Annotated in this window: 13 protein-coding genes and 1 pseudogene; 4 read left to right on the forward strand and 10 right to left on the reverse strand. The window is 66.7% G+C overall.

Going from position 1 to position 22,444, the window contains the following annotated elements:
* The first annotated feature begins 232 nt into the window (after window positions 1–232).
* Window positions 233–1,711: pseudogene (locus LVJ94_19200) on the forward strand (M36 family metallopeptidase).
* Between the two features lie 1,384 nt (window positions 1,712–3,095).
* On the opposite strand, the gene LVJ94_19205 reads toward LVJ94_19200, so the two are convergent.
* Window positions 3,096–3,629, reverse strand: coding sequence for a hypothetical protein (locus tag LVJ94_19205; protein WXB09346.1), 534 nt, complete (start codon window positions 3,627–3,629; stop codon window positions 3,096–3,098).
* 22 nt (window positions 3,630–3,651) lie between these two features.
* Complete coding sequence (locus LVJ94_19210; protein WXB09347.1) at window positions 3,652–4,806, reverse strand: hypothetical protein; 1,155 nt, start codon at window positions 4,804–4,806, stop codon at window positions 3,652–3,654.
* 203 nt (window positions 4,807–5,009) lie between these two features.
* On the opposite strand from LVJ94_19210, the gene LVJ94_19215 reads away from it, so the two are divergent.
* The gene (locus tag LVJ94_19215) at window positions 5,010–8,153 is read left to right on the forward strand and encodes a penicillin acylase family protein (protein WXB09348.1); all 3,144 of its coding nucleotides are present in this window, start codon (window positions 5,010–5,012) and stop codon (window positions 8,151–8,153) included.
* On the opposite strand, the gene LVJ94_19220 is transcribed toward LVJ94_19215, so the two are convergent.
* From LVJ94_19220 to LVJ94_19255, 8 genes are all read right to left on the reverse strand, one after another.
* Window positions 8,137–9,564, reverse strand: a complete 1,428-nt coding sequence (locus LVJ94_19220) for a hypothetical protein (protein ID WXB09349.1) — start codon at window positions 9,562–9,564, stop codon at window positions 8,137–8,139. The two genes, LVJ94_19215 and LVJ94_19220, sit on opposite strands and share 17 nt — an antisense overlap.
* 65 nt (window positions 9,565–9,629) lie before the next feature.
* On the reverse strand, window positions 9,630–10,709 hold the full coding sequence (locus LVJ94_19225; protein ID WXB09350.1) for a hypothetical protein: 1,080 nt from the start codon (window positions 10,707–10,709) through the stop codon (window positions 9,630–9,632).
* Window positions 10,706–11,536 carry a hypothetical protein gene (locus LVJ94_19230; GenBank protein ID WXB09351.1) on the reverse strand — a complete coding sequence of 277 codons (831 nt, stop codon included), beginning with the start codon at window positions 11,534–11,536 and terminating at the stop codon, window positions 10,706–10,708. The genes LVJ94_19225 and LVJ94_19230 overlap by 4 nt, the downstream gene beginning before the upstream one ends.
* Window positions 11,533–12,177 (reverse strand): RNA polymerase sigma factor, encoded by a 645-nt coding sequence (locus LVJ94_19235; protein ID WXB09352.1) that lies wholly within the window; start codon window positions 12,175–12,177, stop codon window positions 11,533–11,535. Before LVJ94_19235 ends, LVJ94_19230 begins: the two co-directional genes overlap by 4 nt.
* Before the next feature lie 35 nt (window positions 12,178–12,212).
* Window positions 12,213–15,974, reverse strand: coding sequence for a protein kinase (locus LVJ94_19240; protein ID WXB09353.1), 3,762 nt, complete (start codon window positions 15,972–15,974; stop codon window positions 12,213–12,215).
* The gene (locus tag LVJ94_19245) at window positions 15,971–17,278 is read right to left on the reverse strand and encodes a copper oxidase (protein ID WXB09354.1); all 1,308 of its coding nucleotides are present in this window, start codon (window positions 17,276–17,278) and stop codon (window positions 15,971–15,973) included. Before LVJ94_19245 ends, LVJ94_19240 begins: the two co-directional genes overlap by 4 nt.
* The gene (locus tag LVJ94_19250; GenBank protein WXB09355.1) at window positions 17,275–18,579 is read right to left on the reverse strand and encodes a TolC family protein; all 1,305 of its coding nucleotides are present in this window, start codon (window positions 18,577–18,579) and stop codon (window positions 17,275–17,277) included. The genes LVJ94_19245 and LVJ94_19250 overlap by 4 nt, the downstream gene beginning before the upstream one ends.
* A 500-nt stretch (window positions 18,580–19,079) precedes the next feature.
* Window positions 19,080–19,505 carry a hypothetical protein gene (locus LVJ94_19255; protein WXB09356.1) on the reverse strand — a complete coding sequence of 142 codons (426 nt, stop codon included), beginning with the start codon at window positions 19,503–19,505 and terminating at the stop codon, window positions 19,080–19,082.
* 62 nt (window positions 19,506–19,567) lie between these two features.
* Here LVJ94_19255 and LVJ94_19260 point away from each other — a divergent pair, with 62 nt between their 5' ends.
* Together LVJ94_19260 and cadA are read left to right on the forward strand one after the other, a co-directional pair.
* Entirely contained in the window at window positions 19,568–20,158 is a 591-nt protein-coding gene (locus LVJ94_19260) for a sigma-70 family RNA polymerase sigma factor (GenBank protein ID WXB09357.1), read from the forward strand.
* A gap of 22 nt (window positions 20,159–20,180) precedes the next feature.
* Window positions 20,181–22,361, forward strand: coding sequence for a cadmium-translocating P-type ATPase (gene cadA, locus LVJ94_19265; protein WXB09358.1), 2,181 nt, complete (start codon window positions 20,181–20,183; stop codon window positions 22,359–22,361).
* Window positions 22,362–22,444: the final 83 nt, after the last annotated feature.

Raw genomic sequence — 22,444 nt, forward strand, 5'->3', positions numbered from 1 at the left:
CGAGCCGGGCGACCAAGAGAACAAAGCCTATGGGTACGTGGTGGGGGCTGCGGATGGGCGGGTGCTCCATCGGCAATCGCTCACGCAAAACGAGGCGTTTCAGTACAGGGTTTGGGCAGATGCCGATGGGAATCACGTTCCGATGGATGGGCCGCTGGTCGACTACTCCCCGCATCCGGCGGGTGCGCCGGACAAGTCCATGCCGGGTTATCGGGCGCCGAATCTCGTTTCCATGGAAGGATTCAACAAGAATCCCGACGGGCGGGCCGACCCATGGCTCGCCGCCACCGACACGGTGACCTTCGGCAACAACGTGCGGGCCTACTCGGATCGCAACGATACGCACGAGCAGGGCACGGATGGCCGGACCGTCGGGGACGGTTACGACGAGGGCGTCGACCTTCGCGGTGAGACCACGGGACCGCTGACCTTCGATCGAACCTACGACGTCGCGCAGGAGCCGAGTGCCAACCCGGAGCAGGTCAAGGCCGCGGTGACGCAGATGTTCTACGTCGTCAATTGGCTGCACGACTACTTCTACGACTCCGGTTTCAACGAGGCTGCGGGCAATGCGCAGCTCTCCAACTTCGGCCGCGGCGGCGTGGAAGGGGATCCCTTCCTCGCGCAGGCGCAGGACGGCGCCGACAACGGCTTCATGAACAACGCGAACATGGCGACCTTTGCCGAGGGCACGTCGCCGCGCATGCAGATGTTCGTGTGGTCCGGCGTGGCCAACCGCAAGCTGGAGACGACGCCGGCGCTGACCTTCAACGACGGCTACGGCGCGGCCGCCTACGGGCCGCAGCAATTCGAGAAAGCCGGGACGATCGTGCTCTCGGACGATGGCATCGGCACCGTGACGGATGGCTGCCAGAAGCCCACGAACACAGCGGGAAAGATTGCCGTCATCGAACGCGGAACGTGCGACTTCATCTCCAAAGGAAAGAATGCGCAGGCGGGCGGTGCCATCGGCATCATCCTTCTCAACAACGTGGAGGGGCATTTTGCGCCCAGCCCGGGCCTCGCCGATCCGAGCATCAAGATTCCGCTGGTCTCGCTCAGCAAGGAGGACGGGCAGAAGCTCAAAGACGCGCTCGCGCAAGGGGCCGTGCAAGGAAGCCTCTTCCGCGGACCGGAGGTGCTGCACGACGGCACGATCGACAACACGATCATTGCCCACGAGTGGGGCCACTACCTGCACCACCGGCTCGTCGTGTGCGGTTCGCTTTCCTGCGGTGGCATGAGCGAAGGCTGGGCCGACTTCAACGCGTTGCTCATGTCGATTCGGCCCGGCGACACGTTCGACGGGCGCGCGTTTGCGCTCGCGCAGTATGCGGCGGCGGGGCTCTTCCCCGATGCCAGCTACTTCGGGATCCGCCGTGCGCCGTATTCGACGGATATGGCGAAGAATCCGTTTACGTTCCAGCATGTTCGCTGGCGCTCGGAGCTTCCCACCACCGCACCGCTGCAGGCGGCCTCGCCGGACATGAGCGAGGTGCACAACGTGGGCGAAATTTGGGCGGAGACGTTGTTCGAGGCTTATGCCAACTTGCAGAAGGCCGGGCAGGCGGCCACGCCACCGCGGTCGTTCGAAGAGAACAAGCGGCGCATGGCCGACTACGTCGTGGCGGGCATGAAGGCGACGCCGGTGGAGCCAACGTTCGTCGAGCAGCGCGATGCCATCCTGGGGGCCGTTTGGGCCACCGGCCGGCGCGACGACTTCGACGCCCTCGCGCAAGGCTTTGCCAAGCGCGGTCTCGGCGTGGGGGCGGTGGCGCCGCCCACGGACTCGTACACATTGGACGAGACCGTGGAGAGCTTCTCCACCGGCGGTGACTTCGCCTTCGTCGACGCGACGATGGACGATTCGGGCAGCTCGTGCGATCGCGACGGTGTCCTCGACTCGGGCGAGACGGGCAAGCTCGTGGTGCGGGTGCGCAACTCGGGCTGGGCTGCGCTCGCCGGGACGAAGATCACGGTCACCTCGACGGAGCCGAGCATTTTCTTCGGCTCCCCGGGCGAGCCCGCGGCGGCCACCATTGAGTCGATGGGGCCATTCGAGGTGATGCAAGCGTCCATCAACGTCACCGCCGATCGCACGCGGCTCGCGCGCACGTCGGTTCCGGTCCAGATCACCTTGACCAACGACGCGGCGGCGTCCAAGACGGTGGAGGCCACGGCGAACGTGCTCTACAACTTCGACGACGTGCCCAAGTCGTCGGTGAGCGACAACGCGGAGAGCGCGGGCACGGCGTGGACGTTCCTGCACGGGGCGAAGCCGATCGAGTCGTGGTTCCGCACGGGCAACACGCAGAACCACGTGTGGCACGGATCCGACGTCGGCGTGGCGTCCGACGAGAGCCTCGTGTCGCCCGAGTTGGTCGTGGGCAGCGGCGATTTCGCCATCACCTTCGACCACCGCTTCTCGTTCGAGAGCGGGGCCGCGGTGCCGGGTGGTCCGGAGGTCTTCTTCGACGGCGGCGTCTTCGAGTTGTCCGAGGATGGCGGCACCACCTGGAAGGATGTCTCGGAGTACATCGATCCGAAGTATCCTTTGACGATTTACGCGTCCCAAGAGGGCCAGAACCCGCTCACCGGGCGCAAGGCGTGGGCGGGGCAGTCCGACAAGTACCCCGAGTACGTTCCCGTCGTGCTGAAGTTCGGAAAGGCGCTCGCGGGCAAGAGCATCAAGGTGCGCTTCCGCGTCGGATGCGATCTCTCGGTGGGGGCTCCCGGGTGGGACATCGATAACCTCACCTTCAGCGGGATTACCAATTTGCCATTCCCCACGGTCGTCGACGATCGGCGCGCCTGCGTCGTCACGACGCCGCCCGATGCGGGGGGCGGCGGTGGCAACGACGGTGGCGGCGGAGGCGGTGCGGCCGACGCCGGCGGCGGAGGCGGTGGTGGTGGCGGCGGGGGCGGCGGCGTTCCCAGCTTCCCCGGGCCCGATGCGGGCTCGCCGACGAACCCCACCGATCCCGGCGACGGAGGGGACGATGACGGCGGATGCGCCACGTCGCCCGTGCGCGCGCCCGGCACGCAGGGCCTCGCGGTGCTGCTCGGAGGCGGTTTGCTGATGTTCCTGCGCCGGATTACATCGCGCCGTCGTCGTTGAGGGCGCAGGTCCCTGCCTTGCACACGCCGCGCTTGGCACGGCAGGGATCGACGAAGCACTGCACCTGACTGCGCGTGCACTTCGGTGCGGTCGCGGTCTTCGCGAGCGGGCGGCAGGTGCAGTCGCCGCAGGTGTCGGACCAGGCGCGGCAATCGCTGTCGGCGGTGCATTCGCCGCGGCCCGGCGCGGTGGCTCCGCCGTCGCGCCCATGGCCTGCGACGAGGCCCGAGGCCCCGGATCCCGCGGGCGCCGTGCGCGCGCCCGACGTCGACGGCGCAGGCGCCGCCGACCCTGTGCCGCTTGCGCTGGAGGCGCTGGGCGCCGCGGACGCCGTGGCCGGAGGTGGCGTAGGGCTGCCTTGCTCGGAGGGAGGCATGGGCGCGCGCGGTAGCGACGACGGCGGCGGCGGAGCCGGATCGGGTCGTGCCTCGTTCGACGAGCGGCACGCGGTCGCGCCGAACGACACGAGACCGAGTCCTACCAGGAGCAGCGAGAGAGGAGCGATGCGCATGCGCGCAGCATACTCGAGTCGGCTATTCGAGAACGAGGAAGTCGATGCCGGGGATGTTCGCGCTCATCGCGAGGCGGGTCACGAACGCCGGCGTGGTCGTCGCATCCTTGAAGATGGCGACGCCGCCCGCATCCAAGACGAACAGGTGCCCATCGTGGGTGAGCCACGTTTCGTCGCCACCGTTTTGCGTGAAGGAAAGCGAAGGATCGGTCGCGATGGCATCGGGCTGGCGCTCCGTCGTGAGGGCGCTCGCATTCTTGTAGAGGCAAACGTTGACCTTGTCTTGCACCCGGGCCTCTACGATCAACACGTCATGGTGCACGGAAATCGTTTCGATGTTGCTCTTGTCGCCGCACACGTCGTGCAAGATGACGTCGGGCTCGCGCGACGCGCTGATGGTCGCCAGATCGTTCCAAATGGCGACATCCGAATTGGTGGTGGAACCTAGGAGATTCGAAAAGAGCCGCCCGCCCGAAACCACCAATTGCCGCGGCCTGTATTGCGTAAATTGCTGCTCGGTAGTGCGAATGGTGCCCGTTTTGGTCGCCGCTTGGTCCCACAGCGGGGACTGCACCATTTCCAGATTGCTCCCGAGCAACTTGTCGTGCGCCTCGTCGTAGGTTGCGTGGCCAAGCAAACTGCCGAAGTGCGCGGTGGGGGCGGTGGCGCTGGGCGGCACGAAGTGAACGCTTCCACTGTCGATGCCGCTCCGCACCCAGAAATTGTGGCGGCCGTCGGCCTGGATGTGCACCGGGCGCCCGTAGTCGAAGAACCCTCCATGGTAATCGCCGGTGAATCCCGCACCGGGCACGCTCCTCGACGGCTGGGCGTCGCTGCCCAATCTGGAGGCGTTCGCGAAGAGATGAAGCCCCGAGAGCAGTGTGTCGCTGCCGAATCCCGTGGCCACCGCCAGCGTATCCCCATCGAGCCCGAGCCCCACGGCGTTGCTGAACTTCGCGAAGTGAACGTTGGACGGACCATTGGCGGAGATGGACGTCGCGTTGTCCCAAATGTGCACGCCGTCCGACGCGGCGACCACCAAGCGAGGGTAGGTGGCGGGCTTTGGCCCGCCGGGGCCTCCCCCGAGATCGACATCGTCGTTGCTGCAGCCGCAGCACCAACTGAAGAGCAAACACGAGGCCCAGGCAAGGGAACCGAAGCAAGTGCGCAAAGTCATAACGTCCTCCTATTTGCCGCTTAATGGGTCCTCCCATCCAAGTTGATCACGACGGTGATGCAAAAAGTGAAAGGCTACATCGACCTACGTGCGCTTCATTAAAGTTGAAGCCCTACCGAAATATTCACTCGTCAGATGGCGCGAATTCGACAGTATCCTGCGCGTCCAGCCATACGAAGCCAAGGGGCTGGAACGGGGGTGCCATGTCGAATCGAGCATGGGCAATGGGGATTGCCACGTTTGCGACGGCTGCCATGTCTCTGGCGGCATGCGGGCAAAGCAGCGATGACGTTCTTCGCGCGGCGGCAGACAATGAATCGCTGCAGGACCCGAAAGCGCAAAACGCGCAGAGCGAAAGCGATATTTACCTCAATGCCATGCCTCCCGGCTCGAATGGCAATTCCGCCGGCGGGTTGCGCGGTACCAGCCTTTATCCGCCCAATTTTACCGATTCGTTGGCGCTGTATGGCGATTTGGCCTACGCGAAAAAGGGCCTGACGGCCGCGCCCTGTGCGCCGCCGCGGGATGCCTCGGAGCATGTCGCGGCGTCGGATCTCGCGTGCAACTACTTCAAGAACGAGGGGCTCGAGCCGGACGTGGTCAAGTCCACCAAGTGGCTTCTCACGCCCGACTGGAAGTGGGTGAGCGTCAAGCGCGATGGCTGGGGCGTGCCCTTCATCGACGCCCCCGATCGCGCCTCGGCGATGTACGCATTTGGGTATGCCTCGGCCGAGGATCGGCTGTGGCTTCACGACGTGCTTCGCCACATCGGCCGCGGGCGGCTTTCGCAGTACCTCGGGCCGGCGCAGTACTTTTACGAGTTCGATTCCAACTTTGCCTCGATTGCCGGATACAGCGAGGACGAGCTCACCGCGATGGTGGAAAATACGCGGCAAAAAGCCGGCTCGCTGGGTGAGCTCGTGGTGCGCGATCTCGATGGGATGGTGGCCGGCATCAACGCGTACATCACGTCGCTGGCCGGTCCCAATTTGCTGAAGATTCCGCCGGAGTACACGTTTTTGCGGCCGCTGGGGTTCCCCCCGGCGAAGTGGACGCGCAACGACATCGTGGCCTCGGCCATTCTGATTCAATCGCTGTTTGCCACGGGCGGGGGCGGGGAGCACCTGAACGAACTGTTGCTTCAGCAACTGGACGGATCGCTGAAGCCGGGCGCCGGAACCGTGGCCCAGGGCGCGTGCGATCTCTGGCGCGACCTGCGGCACGCCGTCGATGCGGATACACCGCACACGATCCTCGATACCTTTGCCTCGCAGTCGCCGCCCCAGGTCAGCGAGGCATGTCCCGCGGCGTTGCCACCGGGGGCGGCCATCTGGGACCCGGGGAGCTTTCAAACGCGGCAGATTTTCCAGACCAACCTGGGCATCATCCTTGGCGCGAATGCGCAGAAGGCGGCCAAGCCTGCCGCACCGGCGGGGCCGGCGGATACGCTGCCGCGCGGCCGCGATCTTCGGCATTTGAATGCGCCGCTGGATCCGTTTCAGGGCAGCAAAGATGCGTTGGGCCGGGCGGGCTTTCCGCTGCCCAACACCATGTCGAACTTCATCGGCGTGACGGCCAACCAGACCAAGGCGGGGCATCCCATCGCGGTGATGGGGCCGCAGTCGTCGTATTTCTTGCCGCAGATGCTCTGGGAGGTGGCGATCCGCTCGCATGGCGGGACGCCGCAGGACTTCGACGGGCGAGGGGTCGTCTTTGGCGATTTGCCGTACATCAATATCGGGCGCGGCGTCGACTTCGCGTGGAGTGCCACGTCGGGCGGCTCCGACCAAGTGGATATTCGCGTTTCCAAGTTGTGCAACCTTTCCGGCTCGGCGCCGTCGCGCGAGGACCGGAACCACGACGGCTTCCCCGATGCGGACGGCTACCTCTTCGACGAGGGCGATGGGCGCGGGCCGGTGTGCCGTGCTTTTTACAAGCGGACGGACCGCTGGAACGTGATCCCCACGCCGGCGAGCCTCTCGCTCAATGGGCTCAATGGGCCGGTTCCGCAGCTGCCGCAGGTGGCGTCACGGTACATTTTGCGCACGCATTACGGGCCGGTCTTCGCGACCGCGGTGGTCGGCGGTGAGCCCGTGGCGGTGTCCATCCAGCGCGCGACGTTCTTCGGTGAGCTGGATACGGCGGCCCCGTTCGCGCTCACGTCGACGCGCGTGGTGAAGGATGCCTCGAGCTTCCAGCGCCTGTTCAACGGCATCACCGGTACCTTCAATTGGCTGTACGTGGACAAGAACGACGTGGGGTACATCCACAGTGGGCTTTACCCGCAGCGCGACATCGGGCAACACCCCGAGCTGCCCGTGTGGGGTGACGGCCGCTTCGAATGGGGCAACATGCGCGCGCTGCCGGAGGGGTACTTCTCGCAGTTCGGCGGGAACAAGGTGTTCGTGACCAATACGTCCACACCGATTGCCCAGGGCGATCCGCTCGAGGGGTCCTTCGAGTGGAAGGACTTCTTGCCGCTCTCCGCGCACCCGTCGGCCATCAACCCGGCACGCGGGACGATTTCGAGCTGGAACAACAGCCCCGCGGCCGGCTGGTGGGCGGCCGACGCCAATGGCACCTACGGCCCGACCCACCGCGCGGACATGCTTCAACGGCGGCTGGACGCGTTTCAAGCCTCGGGGAAGAAACACGACATCGCGAGCATGATCGAAGTCATGGCCGATGCCGCGTACACCGACCTGCGGGGCCAGGAGCTCTTGCCGCTCTTGTTGCCGCTTCTTCGCTCGGGTCCCTTGAGCGACGAGCAACGGGCGCTGGTCGATCTGCTGCAGGCCTGGTCCGACGAAGGGGCGCTGCGGCGCGATCGCGATCACGACGGCCGCTACGATGCCCGCGCCCAGGTGGTGCTCATGGACGCGTGGTATCCGCATCTCATGGAAAAGCTGCTCCCGCAGCTCGATGCGCTCGACAAGGCGCACGCCCCGGTGCTCCAGGACCGCTACGATGCGCCGCGCGCGCAGGGCTCGGCGTACCAGCAGGGATGGTTCCAGCACATGAAGCGCGTCCTGCAGATGGCGTTGAGTACGCCGGGCCATCACGACTACCGGCAATTGAAGTGCGCGGGCGATGGCACCGCCGCGGGCTGTCGCCAGGCGGCGCTCGATGCGCTCGGGGCGGCGGTGAACGACCTGGGCGGGTTCGCCAACCGCGCCAGCTGGGATGGGAGCACCCTCGCGAATGCGAAGGGCAAGTCTGGCGCGGTGGTCGAGGACTACGACTCGGTGGAGCACACGGCGATAAGCTTCCTCACCGTGGCTCCCATCCACTGGACGAACCGGCCGACGTTTCAGCAGGTCGTCCAGATCGTCAATGCACGTCGCTGATGCACTTACCGCTGGCGGTGTTGCACACGAGGGGGGCGCAGCAATCGGCATCGCTGGTGCAGCCCCCGCACTGCCCGCCCTTGCAGGCATCCTGGCAATCGTTGCACGAGTTGCAGGTCTGCCCCGGCGGGCGGCACCCCTCGAGATCGAGGATGGCTTCGTCGTAGTGGACGGTGAAGAAGCCGGGGAACTCGAGCCGGTTGCCGTAGATCGATCCGGACATCTCGAAGCCCGCCTGCGGGGCGGCGATGGTCGCATTTGGCGCGTAGAAATTGCCGCCGACCTCGGAGCGGCCGGTGAGCGTGAACGTCGGCCCGCCGATGTAGATGCGCACCTTGGACGGGAACTTGGGCGAGCCGAATTGCGTTCCACCGGCCATCGAGAAGTTGCCGGCGACGAAGATGTCGATCTCGGTGCCGGGGTCGAGGTTGACGTTGAAGGCGCCGGCGACGTTCAGGTTTTGCTCGACGAACAGCGCGACGCGGCCCTTGATGTTCAAGGTGACACCGGGGCCGCCGATGGCCGTGAGGTAGTAGCGGCCGCACGGGAGGTCGATGCCGGCGGGGCTGGTGCCGTTGGCCAACGCATTCGGGGACAGGTTGATGGACGCGTTGTTGTTGTCCGTCTTCATCTTCGGGACGATGCCCGCGATGTCGACCTTGTTCGCGCAGTCGCAGGGGAGCGGGACCGCGACGGGGCCTTCGACGACGCCGCCGCTCGAGACGCCGGCGCCGACGTTGCTCTTCTGCGGAACGTAGACTTTGCCCGCGACCTTGACGCCGATGCTGCCGACCTTGCCAGTGGCGCGAACGTCGCGGCCGATGTTGGTCGTTCCCGAGTCGATGATGTTGATGTTGCCTCGTGACCAGAGATCCGTTGCGATCTTGCTGCCGCTCGAGGAGGTGAAATCCACGGTGTTCGCGTCGGAGGCCACGCCCTCGCCGCCGGAGTACGCCGAGCCGCCGATCTTGTACGCGCCGGTGCTGGTCAACTTTCCATTGGCACCGATGGATCCGCCGGTGCGTGCGCCGCCGCCGTCGAGGTTCGAGTTGAAGGAGTCCGTGGTGAGCGTGCCGCTGAACGTGGTGGTCGTGCACGAACAGGCGGCGAACTTGAAGAGCTTGCGCCCGAGATCGCCGGTGCAGATGTCGCCGCCGGGAATGGGGATCGCGGCGCCGGAGCCCTTGCAGAAATCACCGCCGCCGCCGCCTCCACCGCCATCGCCGCGGGAGCCGTCTCCCGCGCTGCCATCGCCAAAGCCGCCGCCGTTGCCGGCGTCCGTGCCAAAGCCACCACCGCCGGGGCCACCGGGGCCGTCGATGGGATCGGCGGAGGAACTGCCACAGCCGGCGCCCCAGAGGGCCGTGAGAAAGAAGGTCGCGATGATTCCCGCGATGGGCGACATACGCATGGGGAGGACTCCTTTTTAGTGGGTAGTCGCGGCCCGGATCCCAAACGGCTCACGCATTCGGATCTTTAGAGATCCACTTCCAACGCCGACGTGAAGGCGACGCTCGGGCGCAAGGCCGAGGAGACTTCTTGCGAGGCAAAACGAACGACCGGGCGCGGGAAACCAACGAGGATCCGCGCATCGAGCACGATGCGCGCCGTGCGCGAAAGCGGGATGGCGCCACCCGCCGATGCCGATGTGAGAAAGGCCCACGTGCCGTCGTTCCCATCGCGATAGGGAGCGCGTGCGTCGCCCTCGGCGGCGAGATGGTACACACCGAGCCCAATGGCCGCGCGTGGATGAATCCATCTTGGAAAGGACGGGTAGTAGCCGAGTTCCACGAGCGCCAGTTCTTGCCGCACGCGTGCAACGCCTTGGTCTGCGCGCACCACGGCGCCGAAGGCGGGCGCCATGGCGAGCGCGCCCACTTTGAGGGGGCCGGTGAGTCGGTACGAGAGGGCGAGGGTGGGCGCAACGGCGAGGCCGAGATCGCCCCAGAGCAGTGAGGCCCCGGCGTCGAGGGTGATATTTCTATCAGCCCCCCCACCCCGACCCTCCCCCGGGGGGGGAGGGGGCCGAAACGTCTCGACCAAGCGAGTTACAGGTTCCGGGGGAGGCGGCTCGATTTTCGAGGGTGCGGCGAAGGGCTCGATCAGGCTGGCGCGCATCAATTCGAGAACGAGCATCGCCAAGGTGGCGGGATCGTCGTGCGGATCGATTTTGCGCAGCACCGTTTTGCGGGTCAGGTGATCTGCGATCCAAATGTCGGCCGTGCTGCTTTGACCAGGGGCGGCGGTGCGGCGGACGAGGATCGTCGCAATGGCGTCGTCGTCGGCTTCGACCTCGGCGCGGGGGCCGTCGTCTTTTCGTGGGGGGCGCTCGCGCACCTCGAAGCCGATGCTGCGCAGCTCGGAAGCGACGCGCAAATAGGCCTCGGCGAGGAAGGCGTCGTCCTTCTTCTGGTTTTCGCGGCGCTCGCGGCGCTCCTGCACGATGATCACGCGGGATGGCTCGCGTGCACGCGCCGGGTGCGCCATGAGCGCGAAGCCCGCAAGCACCGCCGCGGCGCGGCCATGTGCGCGCCGGCGGCTATGCGATTTGGTCATCGAGTGAGATCGAGCGCGGGCTTCTCGTAAGGACCATGTGGATAGAGTCTTAAATACTCCATCGCGAGCGGCCGTGCTGCCTGTCGTCCGGATCGGCGCGCCACGAGCACCATCGTTCGCCCTCGCGCGTCGCCGGCGAAGGGACCGCTGCCCGCCTCGCGCAGGTACGTGCCGTACCAGCCGATGGCGTCATCGGGTCGATTCGCATGCTCCTCACAAAGCCGGCCCAGCACGAAGGCCGAGACATGCGCATCGTCCGTCCCGGGGAAGCGATCGCGAATCGACTCGTACACGGCGCGCGCCTGAAGGTCCTCGTCGCCCGAGTAGCGCACGGCGTCGCCCAGCGCGCGCAGATCCGTCGCGGGCCGCGTTCGCAGCACTTGCCCGAAGCCGGCGGCCTTCGCTTCGCGCAGCACGCGTTTGAACTCCCCGCGTGCCACGAGTTCGCGCCACGTCGGAGCAGGTGTCGGCGGCACCACCGCCCGCACCGCCGGTTTGTCTTGCGGTTCGAGCTCGATGATCTCCGGCTCCAACGCCGGCGCGAGCTCGGGTGCGGGAACCGCGGCAGGCGGCTCGCTTGGCGTTGCGCTCGGTGTAGGGGCCGCCGTCGGCAAGACCGCGGGCGCATGCCAGCGATTCGTTGCCGCGACGGCCACCAGGGCCACCATGATGGCACCTGCGGCCGCAGCCAGCGCATAGAAGCGCGCCCTCGACGGCCGGCGCATCTTCTCCACGGACGCAATCAAGCGCGCCCGGCCCTCGAGGTGCTGCTGCCGTGTGACGGGCGGCGTGGCGTCTTGCAGAAGTTCTCCCAGCCGATGGCTCATGGCAAGCTTTCCCCTTTGTCTTGCCGGGACACGTAGGATTGCAACAGTGGCTCCTCGAGCGCGCGACGGGTCACGTGTTCGTCTGCGCGTGCGATGCACCGTTTCGTCGTCGCGAGGGAGCAGCCGAGTGCGCTCGAGACCTCGGTGAGCTCGTAGCCTTCCGCGTGGCGCAGCACGAAGGCGAGGCGATCGCGATCGGACAGCTCTTCGAGCAGCGCGTAGAGGCGAAACAGTGCCGCGCGCGAAGAAGGATCGTGCGCGCTGGAGGCGACGTCGGGCACTTGGCCGCTGTCGCTCAGATGGAACCAGCGTCGCACGCGCTTCTTGCGCAGGGCCGTGCGGGCCACGCGCAGTCCGATGCCGAAGAGGAACGCGCGCACCGCCGAGGGATCGCGCAGGCTGGCGATGTTGCGGAAGAAGCCGACGAACACTTCCTGCACGAGGTCGTCGAGGTCCCAGCCCGGACCGAGCGTACGAAAGAGCAGCGCCCGGACGGCCGGAGCGTAGCGATCCCACAGCCCTGCCGCGGCCCGCGGATCGCGGGCCTGCGCGAGGAGCACGAGCTCGGCGTCGCTGCGCTCGGGCGCGTCCTGCTCAGGACTATTTCGCGTGCGCAATGGACGCACCGAAGAAGGTCGCATACCCCCCCATAGTAGCTTCGCCCCCTGACAACGGCTCAGGGAAGGGCGCAGCCGAGGGCTCGCGCGTGCTTCCGCGCTTCGTCGGCGCTTTTCGACGCGGGTTTCGCCGCGCCCCAGCGCTGCAGAACGAAGCGGTAGGCCTCGCACGCGCCGGCCTTGTCGCCCGTGCGCTCTTTGGCTTCGCCTAGCCAAAGGTGCGCTTGTGTATTGACGAAGGGTTGCTCGAAGCTGAGACAGCTCTTCGACGCCGGGTCCAGGATCTCCACCGCGCGCGCATACTCGCCGGCGGCCAGCGCCAGGCGCCCGCGCTGGATCTCGGCCACGCGCAGGTCGAACGTGTTGAACCCGATGAAGGTCGGCGCGCGCTCGGACATCATGTTCGGGGCCTGGCTCCATCCTTCGATGGCGAGCTCGCGCACGTCGGCCACCGGCCCCCACACGAATCCCCACGAATCGACTTTGTTCAGCCGCGTCCCCAGGCGCTCTTCCCAGAGGTGCGTGCGCGTGCGCCACTCGTCGGTGGAGACGCGGCCGGTTCGCAGAAGGATGCCCAGCATGTTGGGCTCGTACGACATGAGTTCCGGCGTGGGATCGCCCACCGTCCATACGGCGTGAAGGCGCAAAAACGGCTCGACGATGGCGCTGGCTTTGGCCAGCTGCCCCGTTTCTTCGGCCGTGGACATCAACATCGCGGTGGGCCGCAAATGCCAGGTCAGCACGGGATCGGTCGTCGTTTGCTTCGCGAGCTGTGTGGCGAGCCGCTCGGCCTTGGCGAAGTCGCCTCGGTAAACGGCGAGGCGCGACATGGCGTGCAACCACTTGGCCTCGTGGTGCTCTTCGGGCTGGTGGGCCAGTTGCTGGCGGACGGCTTCCTCGATGGTCTCGTCGGGGGCGCCTTCTTCGGCCAGCGCCAGGGCCAATTGCCAGTACGCCGAGCCGCTCGTCGGCGAGCGCGCGATCCAACGGCGCGCCTCGGAGGCGATTTCCGAACAGTGGCCGCGCCACCGCAGAATGAGCACGCGGTCGTGCATGCAATCGGATGCGCCGGGCGAGGCGCGCAGGCACGCATCGAGCGCGGAGAGTTCGTCGTCGAGGCGTCCGAGGCGCGCGAGCACGCGGCCTTGGAATTGCCATGCATCGGCGTACTTCGGATCGATGTCCGTCGCGCGCGTGGCCAGGTCCAAGGCGTGTTCGAGCGCCGCCGCATCGAGGGGCAGATTCATCCGCACGGTGGCCGCCCACAGCAGAAGCTCCGCATCGTGCGGAAAGCGGGTAAGCCCCGCATCGACCACGCGCCCCGACACTTCGCGATCGGGCGGATCCAAGATGACCAGCGGCAGCAGCGAATCGAACAGCACCCGATCGCGTTCGCTCAAGGCGTCGCGCAGCTCCGCGGCCCGGCGAAATTGCTCGCGCTGTTTGATGATCGGCTCGTACCAGGTGGCGGTCATCACCCAGCGCAATTGCGCCTCGGGGCACGTGGGATCGGCCTGGGCCGCCTCGGTGAACGCGTTGTAGGCCAGCTCCCAATTGGCTTCGCGCAGCGCCGAGAGGCCGTCGCGGTAGTGCGCCGTCGCCGCCGCGTTGCACTTGGGCGACGCGGGCAGGGACACGATGGAGGTGCCTTCCGGCGGCGGCACGTGTTGCACGCGGAGTGTGGCGCTCGCGGGCCCTTTGTTGCGCCAGACGGCGCGGCCGGCGAAGACGGTGGCCACCATCAGCGTAAACAAGACGGCTACGAGCACGGTGGAACGCCGTCCCGAGAGCCACGAGCGCGACTCGGGGGCGACGTCGTCCTCGCTGGTCTCCGTCTTGGTGTCCGGCAGCAGGGGGCTGATGTCGCGTGACGAATCCGACGAGGCAATGATCAGCTTGGCCGCGCTGATGCGCGCAGCCGGGATGTTCACCGAGATGTCCGGCGAGGCGCCCAGTGCGGAGACGACGTCGCGCATCGAGGGGTAACGATCGCCGGCACCCTTCAAGAGCGTCCGTTGGATGACCTGGGCCACGCGCGCCGGGACCGCACCGCCGAGGGGCTTCGCCTGCTCGGAAAGGGCGGCCGCCGCGATGCTCAATCCACCGCGCTTGAGCGGCCAGGGAAGGCTCCCCGCGAAGACTTCGAACGCGACCACGCCCCAGGAAAATTGGTCCGCGCGGCCGTCGATGCGATCTCCGCGCGTTTGCTCCGGCGCCATGTAGCCCGGCGTGCCCACCACGCGCGTATTGGTGGCGGAGATGGCCAAGTCGCTCGATTCGTCGTCGGCGCCATCGCTCGACGATTGAATGTCGGGCAATCCTTCTTTGTAACGCGCAATGCCGAAGTCCAGCACCTTCACTGTGCCGTCTTCGCGGATCATCACGTTGTCCGGCTTGATGTCGCGATGGACGAGGCCCTTTTCGTGCGCGGCCGCCAGAGCGCGCGCCACGTCGACCATCCAACCGAGACGCGTCTCCAAAGGCGGATACGTGGACCCGACGAACGCGCGGAGCGACTGGCCCTCGACGTACTCCATGGCGATGAACGGCACGCCATCGTGCTCGCCCACGTCGTGGATGGCCACCACGTTGGCGTGGCTGAGCGCCGCGGCCGCACGTGCTTCGCGCAGGATGCGCGCGGACGATTCCGTCGGGGCGTGGAGCGCGCGATCCCGATGCAGGACCTTCAGGGCGACGGTGCGTCGCAGCCGCGTATCGAAGGCGCGAAAGAGCTCCCCCATGCCTCCGACGCCGACGCGCGCCTCGAGCAAGTAACGGCTCGCGAAGGTCATGCCCGAGTGCAGTCCGCGATCCGAATCGTGCGCCGGCCGCGAGGGCACGGTCATCTCCGGGTTTGGCTCTTCGGGGGCGGGCGAAGGAGGCAACGCCGGCGAGGGCACCTTCTCGTCGACGGCCGCGGGCGGATCGCCGTGGAACCGGGTGCGGAGGTTGCGCGGCAGCATGCTCGGCGCCGACGACAGTGTCTTCGGCAACGAGACACCGAGCTCCGATTCGTGGTTGCCGTTCTTCGAGATGCCCATGAGGATCTCGGCCAGCACCTCGCGCACCTCCCCGGCTGCGGCAGGGCGAGTGGTGGGGCTCTTCGTCAGCAGCGCGTCGAGCAATTCTTCCAGCTCCAGCGGCGCGTCCGCGGAGTACGCGCGCAGCCAGCGCGGCTCCCGCGTCTGCGGTGTCAGCGAAGCCTCCGCGGTGAGGGACTGCAGAATGACGCCGCCGAGGGAGAACAAGTCGCTGGCCGTGTCCAGGTCCTGGCCGTCCGCAGGTTCACCCGCGTGAGCGAATGGATGGGGCAGCCCAAAGTCGATGAGCTTCGCCAGGCGTGCACCGCTTCCGTCGGTGGTGCGCGGCAGAAAGACGTTGGATGGCTTCAGGTCGCCGTGGACGACGCCCGCCGTGTGCAGGGCATCGAGGCCGTCGGCCAAGCGGTGGCCCAGCGCGAGCGCGCTCACCATCGAGAGCGGCTCGCGCGAGAGCCGGGCGGCCAGGGTTTCGCCATCGAGCCACTCGGTGACGAGGAAGCGCTCGTCATCGATGGAGATGCCGTGGGACAGGTAGGCGATGACCGCCGGGTGGCGGATCGCCGCGAGCACACTCAGTTCGGAGACAAACCGCCCGATTTCGGGGGCGCGGTGCGGGTGAAGCACCTTGAGCGCCACGCGCGCCGACGTGATTCGGTCGGTCGCGCGATAGACCACGCCCATGTTGCCGACACCTGCTTCGAGCTCGATGGCGAATCGATCGGCAAAGAGCTGGGCCGCCCCGAGCGCGCGCACACGGACAGTGTACTCGGAAGATCTCATTTAGGAGAGGGTGGTCCTCCAGGATTCTTGGGCGGCGGTCCGGAAACTTTGTGAGCGACGGTTCCGGCGGGGTGGCGGTACCAGCCCGGATCGGTGTTGTAGTCGGTTAAACCCTCTCGGATCTTGATGATGGTGAACATTCCACCCATTTCCACGGGTCCGAACGGTCCTTCGCCCGCCATCATGGGGAGCGTGTTCTTGGGCCGGCCCATGTCCATCATGTTGCCCATGCCCTTTTCCCCCATGGCCATGTAGCCGGGGAGGATTTTCCGGACCCGCTGCTCGACGCTCCCTTGCTTGACGCCGATCAAGTTGGGAACGTCGTGGCTCATCGCATTCATGGTGTGGTGCGTTTTGTGACAATGAAAGGCCCAATCGCCAGGATTGTCGGCGGTGAACTCGATGTCCCGGGTGGTGCCCACGGGAACGTCCACCGTGGTCTCCGGCCATCGCGCGCTCTCCCGAATGCGCCCGCCGTCGGTCCCCGTCACTTCGAAATTGTGGCCGTGGATGTGAATGGGGTGGTTATCCATGCTGAGATTTCCCAGTCGGATGCGCACACGGTCGTTTTTTTTCACGATCAACGGGTCGGTACCCGGCCACACGCGGCTGTTGAAGGTGAAGATGTTGAAGTCGGTCATGACCACGGGATTCGGCCGAGCGGTGCCGGGGGGGATGGCCCATTCCATGAGCATGATGGCAAAATCGCGGTCGATTCGCTCGCGCACGCGGGGGTGGACGATGAAAAATCCCATCATGCCCAGGGCCATCTGCACCATCTCGTCGGAGTGGGGGTGATACATGAACGTCCCCGGCTTGCGCACGGTGAACTCGTAGACGTAGGTCTCGCCCGGTTCGATGTGCGGTTGCACGAGGCCGGCGACGCCATCCATGCCGCAGGGCAAAATGATGCCATGCCAGTGCACGCTCGTGCGCTCGGGCAACTTGTTGGTGACATAGAAACGGACGCGATCGCCCTCGACCATCTCGATGGTCGGTCCGGGGGTTTGCCCGTTGTACCCCCAACAATGGACGGTCATTCCGGGCGCGAACTCGCGCTTCACTTCTTCGGCCACGAGCTGGAACACCTTCACGTTGCCGTCCATGGTCCACGGAAGGGTGGACCCGTTCGGTGTCACCACGCTGGTGTAGGGCGTATAGGGCAGGGGTCCGGGCGGGGGCGACGAAGGCGTCGTGGCTGGCGCTGATTGCGCCTGGGCGTTCTTGGCGTCGGCCGTGGCTTCGAGAAACGCGGCGCCGCCGAGCAGAGCAGCGCGAGAGAGCATGTCGCGTCGGGTGATCATGGGGCACCGTGGTGATGTTGGTGGGAGGGCTGCGAAGAGGGGGAAGGCGGAGAAGGCTGGGGGGCCTGCGAAGGTTTCGAAGGCTTGCCAGGCGAGCCAGGCGAGCCAGGCGAGGCGGGGGCTGCGGGGAGGCGGCCTCCCACGGCGCGTTCGAGATCCGCGCGGGCGACCCAATAGGCGCGCACCGACTCGATGAAGGAGCTGTAGGCGTTGATCTCGTTTTGCTTCGCCTGGAGAAGCTGGAAAACGCCGATCAGCATGGCGTCGTACTGCTCCTGCGCGAGGGTGACGATGCGCTCGTTCAACGGGACGAGCGTGGTGCGGTAGCGTTCGACGACGTCGCGGTTCAACGTGAGGCGGGCCCGCACGGCGCGCACCTCGGAGCGGATGTCCACGGCGACTTCGCTCACATGGAAGCGACTCTGCCGGTACTCGGCCTCGAGCCGCGCGATGACCGCCTGCCGCTGATCGAAAATGGGCAGCTCGATGGCACCGCCCGGTTCGAAGTCCCACGAGCCGCCTTCGCCGCCGTGGCGGTCGGCGGTGAGCCCACCCTCGATGCCGCCGAGGAAGCGGAAGTCCTTGGCCAGGGTGAGCGCCTTTTCGAGCGCGGAGCTCTCGGACTTCGCGGCCTTGAGGTCGAGCCTCTGGTCGATGGCCACGGTCTCGAGGTCGTCGAGCGGGGGTTCGGCGGCGGGGATTTCTGCCATGCGCCCCGAGATGCGCCAGCGGATTTGCCGGCCCCACAAGCCCAGCACGCGATTGAGCTCCTCACGCGCCTCGATGGCCTCCGTCTCGGCGCGTGTGAGCTCGAGGCGCACCGCTTGGTATTGGCCCTCCTGGTTCGCCAGATCGAGATCGTTCAGGTTGCCGGCCTGGTGCTGGGCGCGCGCGAGCTCGACGCTGGCCTCGGCGGCATCGGCGATGGTGCGCCGCATGGCCACCATCTGCTCCGTCGACTGCGCGTGGACATACGCCACTCGGGCCATGCGTGCGGTTTCCAGCACAGCGTCGCCCACGCGCGCCTTGGCCGCGTCCATTTTGCGGTTCGCGATCTTCTTTCGCAGCGGCATGGTGAGCAGACCGAGGAAGTCCTGCGTGATGCCCAAGGTCTCGGTGGGCAGGGGGCCTTGCCGATCGCCAAGCCTCACGCTGCCGCTCAAGACGGGGTTTTGGAGCAGGCCCGCCTGCACGACGTCGGCCTGCGCGATGCCCAGCTCCTCGTACACGCCGAGGAGCTTCCGATTGTTGAGCAGTGCAATCTGCACGGCCGCGTCCTCGGTCAATTCGTGTTCGAGCATGCGGCCGATGGCCTTGGCGACCTGGCCATCTTCGACGGTGCCATTGTTCCAATGGAGACGCCGTCCGCCGGTGCGCTGTTCGATGACCTGCGATACTTCGTTGAAGGCGGGTTTGGCCGAAGTCGATGCGCAGGCAACGAGATTCGGAAATAGGGCCAGACACGCCCATGTCCGAAGGTGACTTTCGACGAAACGTGTCGGTCCTCGAGACGTCCTCGTGCGAGAACCGCGGCAGCGAGACGAAACCGGCGGGACCGGCGCGATGTTCCGCTCAGAAAGAAGGGATCGCCAAGACGTTGGGCGATACTTGCACAAGAGACGGGCGAGGGCGCCGGTCCCGCCGGGCTTGTCCCGCTGCCGCTGCTCGACTGCGAAGAAATTGGCGGACCACGACGATCTATCGATCGCCGCGTTTGGTGAAAGCCGAAACATGGAAAACCTCTAGCGTAAAAACCAAAATGAATGACGGCGACCAACTGCCAACGCAGCGGTGCGCGCGATCAGATCAGGTAAACGCTGAGGAACGAAGGCGTGGGCGCTCGTGGCGGTGGGCCCGCGCGCGCCATACGCGACGCGGTGCGAAGTTCGCTCGGCTCGTACGGCACGATGGGGGCGGGCGGCAGAACACCGAGGAGCGGCGCCGTCTCGACATGCGGGGCGGGGGCTGCGTGAACCATCCGCAACCCGTCGGCCGCGAGCCGTTCGCAACACCCGGGGGTTCGCGTGTGGCACTGCGCGTCGCGCGGTGCCTCTTTCTTGGTCCGGGCCGCGCAGCACGCGTGTTCGGCGCCCCTTCCCATGCTGCTCATGCTGCCCATCTGCATGCAGGCGAAGTACGTTTCGCCGGCCCGGAGCATCGCGAGCGTCATCGCGAGCACGAGGGCGCAGGCGAGCAACGTCGCCAATGCACGCATACCTCGCTTCACGATGACCACGCCTGCACTGTAGTGAGCAGGTTCGCTTCGCGCAACGTGCTAGATCTTCGCACATGTCTGAAGTCGACAATTCGGACGAGCGGCTTCGCGTTTTGCTCCAAGAGCGGGCACGCCTTCTCGCGTTCGTCGAACGGCGGGTAGGTTCGCGGGAGATGGCCGAGGAGATCCTTCAAGAAGCGTTCGTGCGCGGTGTCGAAAAGATCGCGGCCGTGCGCGACGACGAATCCGTGGTGGCCTGGTTCTATCGGCTGCTTCGCAATGCCATCATCGATCGGCGGCGGCGCCATGTGGCGACCGAGCGCGTTCAATCGGAGCTCGCGCGCGAGTGGGAGGCGCTGGCCGAGGCGAACGAACCCGACGAGCGCGAGCGCGGCGAAATATGTACTTGCATGTCGGGTCTCGTCGACACGCTCAAACCAGAATACGAAAGCGCCATTCGCACGGTTGACCTCGGCGGGGGCACCGTGGCCGACCTGGCACGGGCCAATGGAATCAGCGCGGGAAATGCCGCCGTTCGTCTGCATCGCGCCCGGCAGGCCTTGGGGCAGCGGCTGCGCGTGACGTGCGGCGCCTGCGCGGAACACGGCTGCCTCGACTGTGGATGCAGAAAATCGGACGAGAGACGTGTAAGAGCCGCCACCTGACTGCGTCTGCAGGGTCATGACCATGGAACACTCCGAGCCCATCAAGAAGCCGTGCTGCCACGGCAAGGCGGCCCACGCGCCGGTCGCTCCAGTCGCGCCGGCCGTGACGGCCGCCAAGCCGCCCGTTCCGGCGGCGGCCACCTCCGGGGCCGATGTAGAATACACCTGTCCGATGCACCCCGAGGTGGTGCAGATGGGGCCGGGCTCGTGCCCCAAATGCGGAATGGCCCTGGAGCCGAAGATCGTCTCGGCCACCACGGTGGAGGACGACTCGGAGCTGCGCGACATGCGGCGTCGCTTCCTCGTCGCCGCGGTGCTTTCCGTGCCGGTGCTGGTCTTGGGCATGGCCGAAACGCTGCCCTGGGTGCAGCTCGGCCTGGCGACGCCGGTGGTGCTTTGGGGCGGCTGGCCCTTCTTCCAGCGCGCGTGGGCGTCGGTGATCCATCGCAGCCCGAACATGTTCACGTTGATTGCGCTGGGGACGGGGACGGCCTTCGTCTACAGCCTGCTCGCGATGCTCGTGCCGGGCATCTTTCCCGAGTCGATTCGCATGCACGGGATGGTGCCCGTGTACTTCGAGGCCGCGTCGGTCATCGTGGCGCTGGTGCTGCTCGGCCAGGTGCTGGAGCTTCGTGCGCGCAGCCGCACCGGCCAAGCGATGCGCGCGTTGCTCGACCTGGCGCCGAAGACCGCGCGAAAGATCAAGTCCTGCGGCGAGCACGACGTGCCGTTGGAGAACGTGCACGTGGGCGACCGGTTGCGGGTGAGGCCGGGGGAGAAGATCCCCGTCGACGGCAAATGTCTCGAGGGAAGCAGCAACGTCGATGAATCGATGGTCACCGGCGAGCCCATTCCGGTCGAGAAAAAGCCGGGCGACCGCGTCGTCGGCGGCACGGTGAACACGACGGGCAGCTTGGTCATCGAGGCCGAGCACGTGGGGCGCGACACATTGCTCGCGCGCATCGTGCAGATGGTGGGCGAGGCGCAACGCACGCGCACCCGGATTCAGCGCGTGGCCGATGCCACCGCCGCGTACTTCGTGCCCGCGGTCATCGCGGTGGCGGCGCTGGCCTTCACGGTCTGGATGTTCGTGGGGCCCGAGCCTCGGTTCTCGCACGCGCTGCTCGCGGCCGTGGCCGTGCTGATCATCGCGTGCCCGTGCGCACTCGGCTTGGCCACGCCGATGTCCATCATGGTGGGCACGGGCCGCGGCGCCCATGCAGGCATTCTGTTCAAGAACGCCGAGGCGCTGGAGTTGCTCAGCAAGGTCGACACCGTGGTGGTCGACAAGACGGGCACACTGACCGAGGGCAAACCGCGCGTGACGCGCGTGGTGGCGCTTTCGGGCGACGAAGAGACGGTGCTCTCGGTGGCTGCGGCGCTGGAAACCGCGAGCGAGCATCCCCTGGCCGACGCCATCGTGCGCGCCGCCCGCGAGCGCGGCCTCGCGATCTCCAAGGCGACGGATTTCCAATCGAAGACCGGCCGCGGCGTCGTCGGCACCGTGGACGGACGCGAGGTGGCGGTGGGCAATCGCGCGCTGCTGGCCGATCGCGGGATCGACGCAGGGCACGCGGTGGGTGAGGCGGGCGAGACGACCGTGTTCGTGGCCATCGGCACGGAGCTCGCGGGGTTCGTGGCCATCGCCGATCCGATCAAGGAGTCCGCGCGCGAGGCCGTGCGTGCGCTGCGCGAGGAGGGCCTCACCGTGGTCATGCTGACCGGCGACGCGAAGGTCGCGGCCGAGGCCGTGGCGCGTGCGGTCGGCATCGAGCGCGTCGAGGCCGAGGTGCTCCCGGAGCAAAAGGAAGCGGCCGTGCGGCGCTTCCAGGAAGGCGGCCGCACCGTGGCCATGGCGGGCGATGGCATCAACGACGCCCCGGCGCTGGCCCGCGCCCACGTGGGCATCGCCATGGGGACGGGCACCGACGTGGCCATGGAGAGCGCCGGCATCACCTTGGTGCGCGGCGATCTGCGCGGCATCGCGCAGGCACGGCGCCTCAGCGAGGTGACCATGCGCAACATCCGCCAGAACCTCTTCTTCGCCTTCCTCTACAACGTACTCGGCATTCCCATCGCCGCTGGCGTGCTGTACCCGGCTTTCGGCCTGTTGCTCTCGCCGATGCTCGCGAGCGCGGCCATGACCCTCAGTTCCGTGTCGGTCATCGCGAATGCGCTGCGTCTAAGGCAAGCTCGCCTGTAGATCGAATATGTCTCGGATAATATCGATTTAGAGTACGTCGACATACTCCTCGAGAAGATGTGCGAGGGCGAGGTCTACGATGT

The sequence above is a fragment of the Sorangiineae bacterium MSr11367 genome (assembly GCA_037157805.1).
GTDB classification, from domain to species: Bacteria; Myxococcota_A; Polyangia; order Polyangiales; family Polyangiaceae; genus Pendulispora; species Pendulispora rubella.

What these genes read in the sequence shown, in the direction of transcription:
- LVJ94_19205 (WXB09346.1), bottom strand. Translation starts at nt 3,629, where the DNA reads ATGCGCATCGCTCCTCTCTCGCTGCTCCTGGTAGGACTCGGTCTCGTG.
- LVJ94_19210 (WXB09347.1), bottom strand. Translation starts at nt 4,806, where the DNA reads ATGACTTTGCGCACTTGCTTCGGTTCCCTTGCCTGGGCCTCGTGTTTG.
- LVJ94_19215 (WXB09348.1), top strand. Translation starts at nt 5,010, where the DNA reads ATGTCGAATCGAGCATGGGCAATGGGGATTGCCACGTTTGCGACGGCT.
- LVJ94_19220 (WXB09349.1), bottom strand. Translation starts at nt 9,564, where the DNA reads ATGCGTATGTCGCCCATCGCGGGAATCATCGCGACCTTCTTTCTCACG.
- LVJ94_19225 (WXB09350.1), bottom strand. Translation starts at nt 10,709, where the DNA reads ATGACCAAATCGCATAGCCGCCGGCGCGCACATGGCCGCGCCGCGGCG.
- LVJ94_19230 (WXB09351.1), bottom strand. Translation starts at nt 11,536, where the DNA reads ATGAGCCATCGGCTGGGAGAACTTCTGCAAGACGCCACGCCGCCCGTC.
- LVJ94_19235 (WXB09352.1), bottom strand. Translation starts at nt 12,177, where the DNA reads ATGCGACCTTCTTCGGTGCGTCCATTGCGCACGCGAAATAGTCCTGAG.
- LVJ94_19240 (WXB09353.1), bottom strand. Translation starts at nt 15,974, where the DNA reads ATGAGATCTTCCGAGTACACTGTCCGTGTGCGCGCGCTCGGGGCGGCC.
- LVJ94_19245 (WXB09354.1), bottom strand. Translation starts at nt 17,278, where the DNA reads ATGATCACCCGACGCGACATGCTCTCTCGCGCTGCTCTGCTCGGCGGC.
- LVJ94_19250 (WXB09355.1), bottom strand. Translation starts at nt 18,579, where the DNA reads ATGCTCGAACACGAATTGACCGAGGACGCGGCCGTGCAGATTGCACTG.
- LVJ94_19260 (WXB09357.1), top strand. Translation starts at nt 19,568, where the DNA reads ATGTCTGAAGTCGACAATTCGGACGAGCGGCTTCGCGTTTTGCTCCAA.
- cadA (WXB09358.1), top strand. Translation starts at nt 20,181, where the DNA reads ATGGAACACTCCGAGCCCATCAAGAAGCCGTGCTGCCACGGCAAGGCG.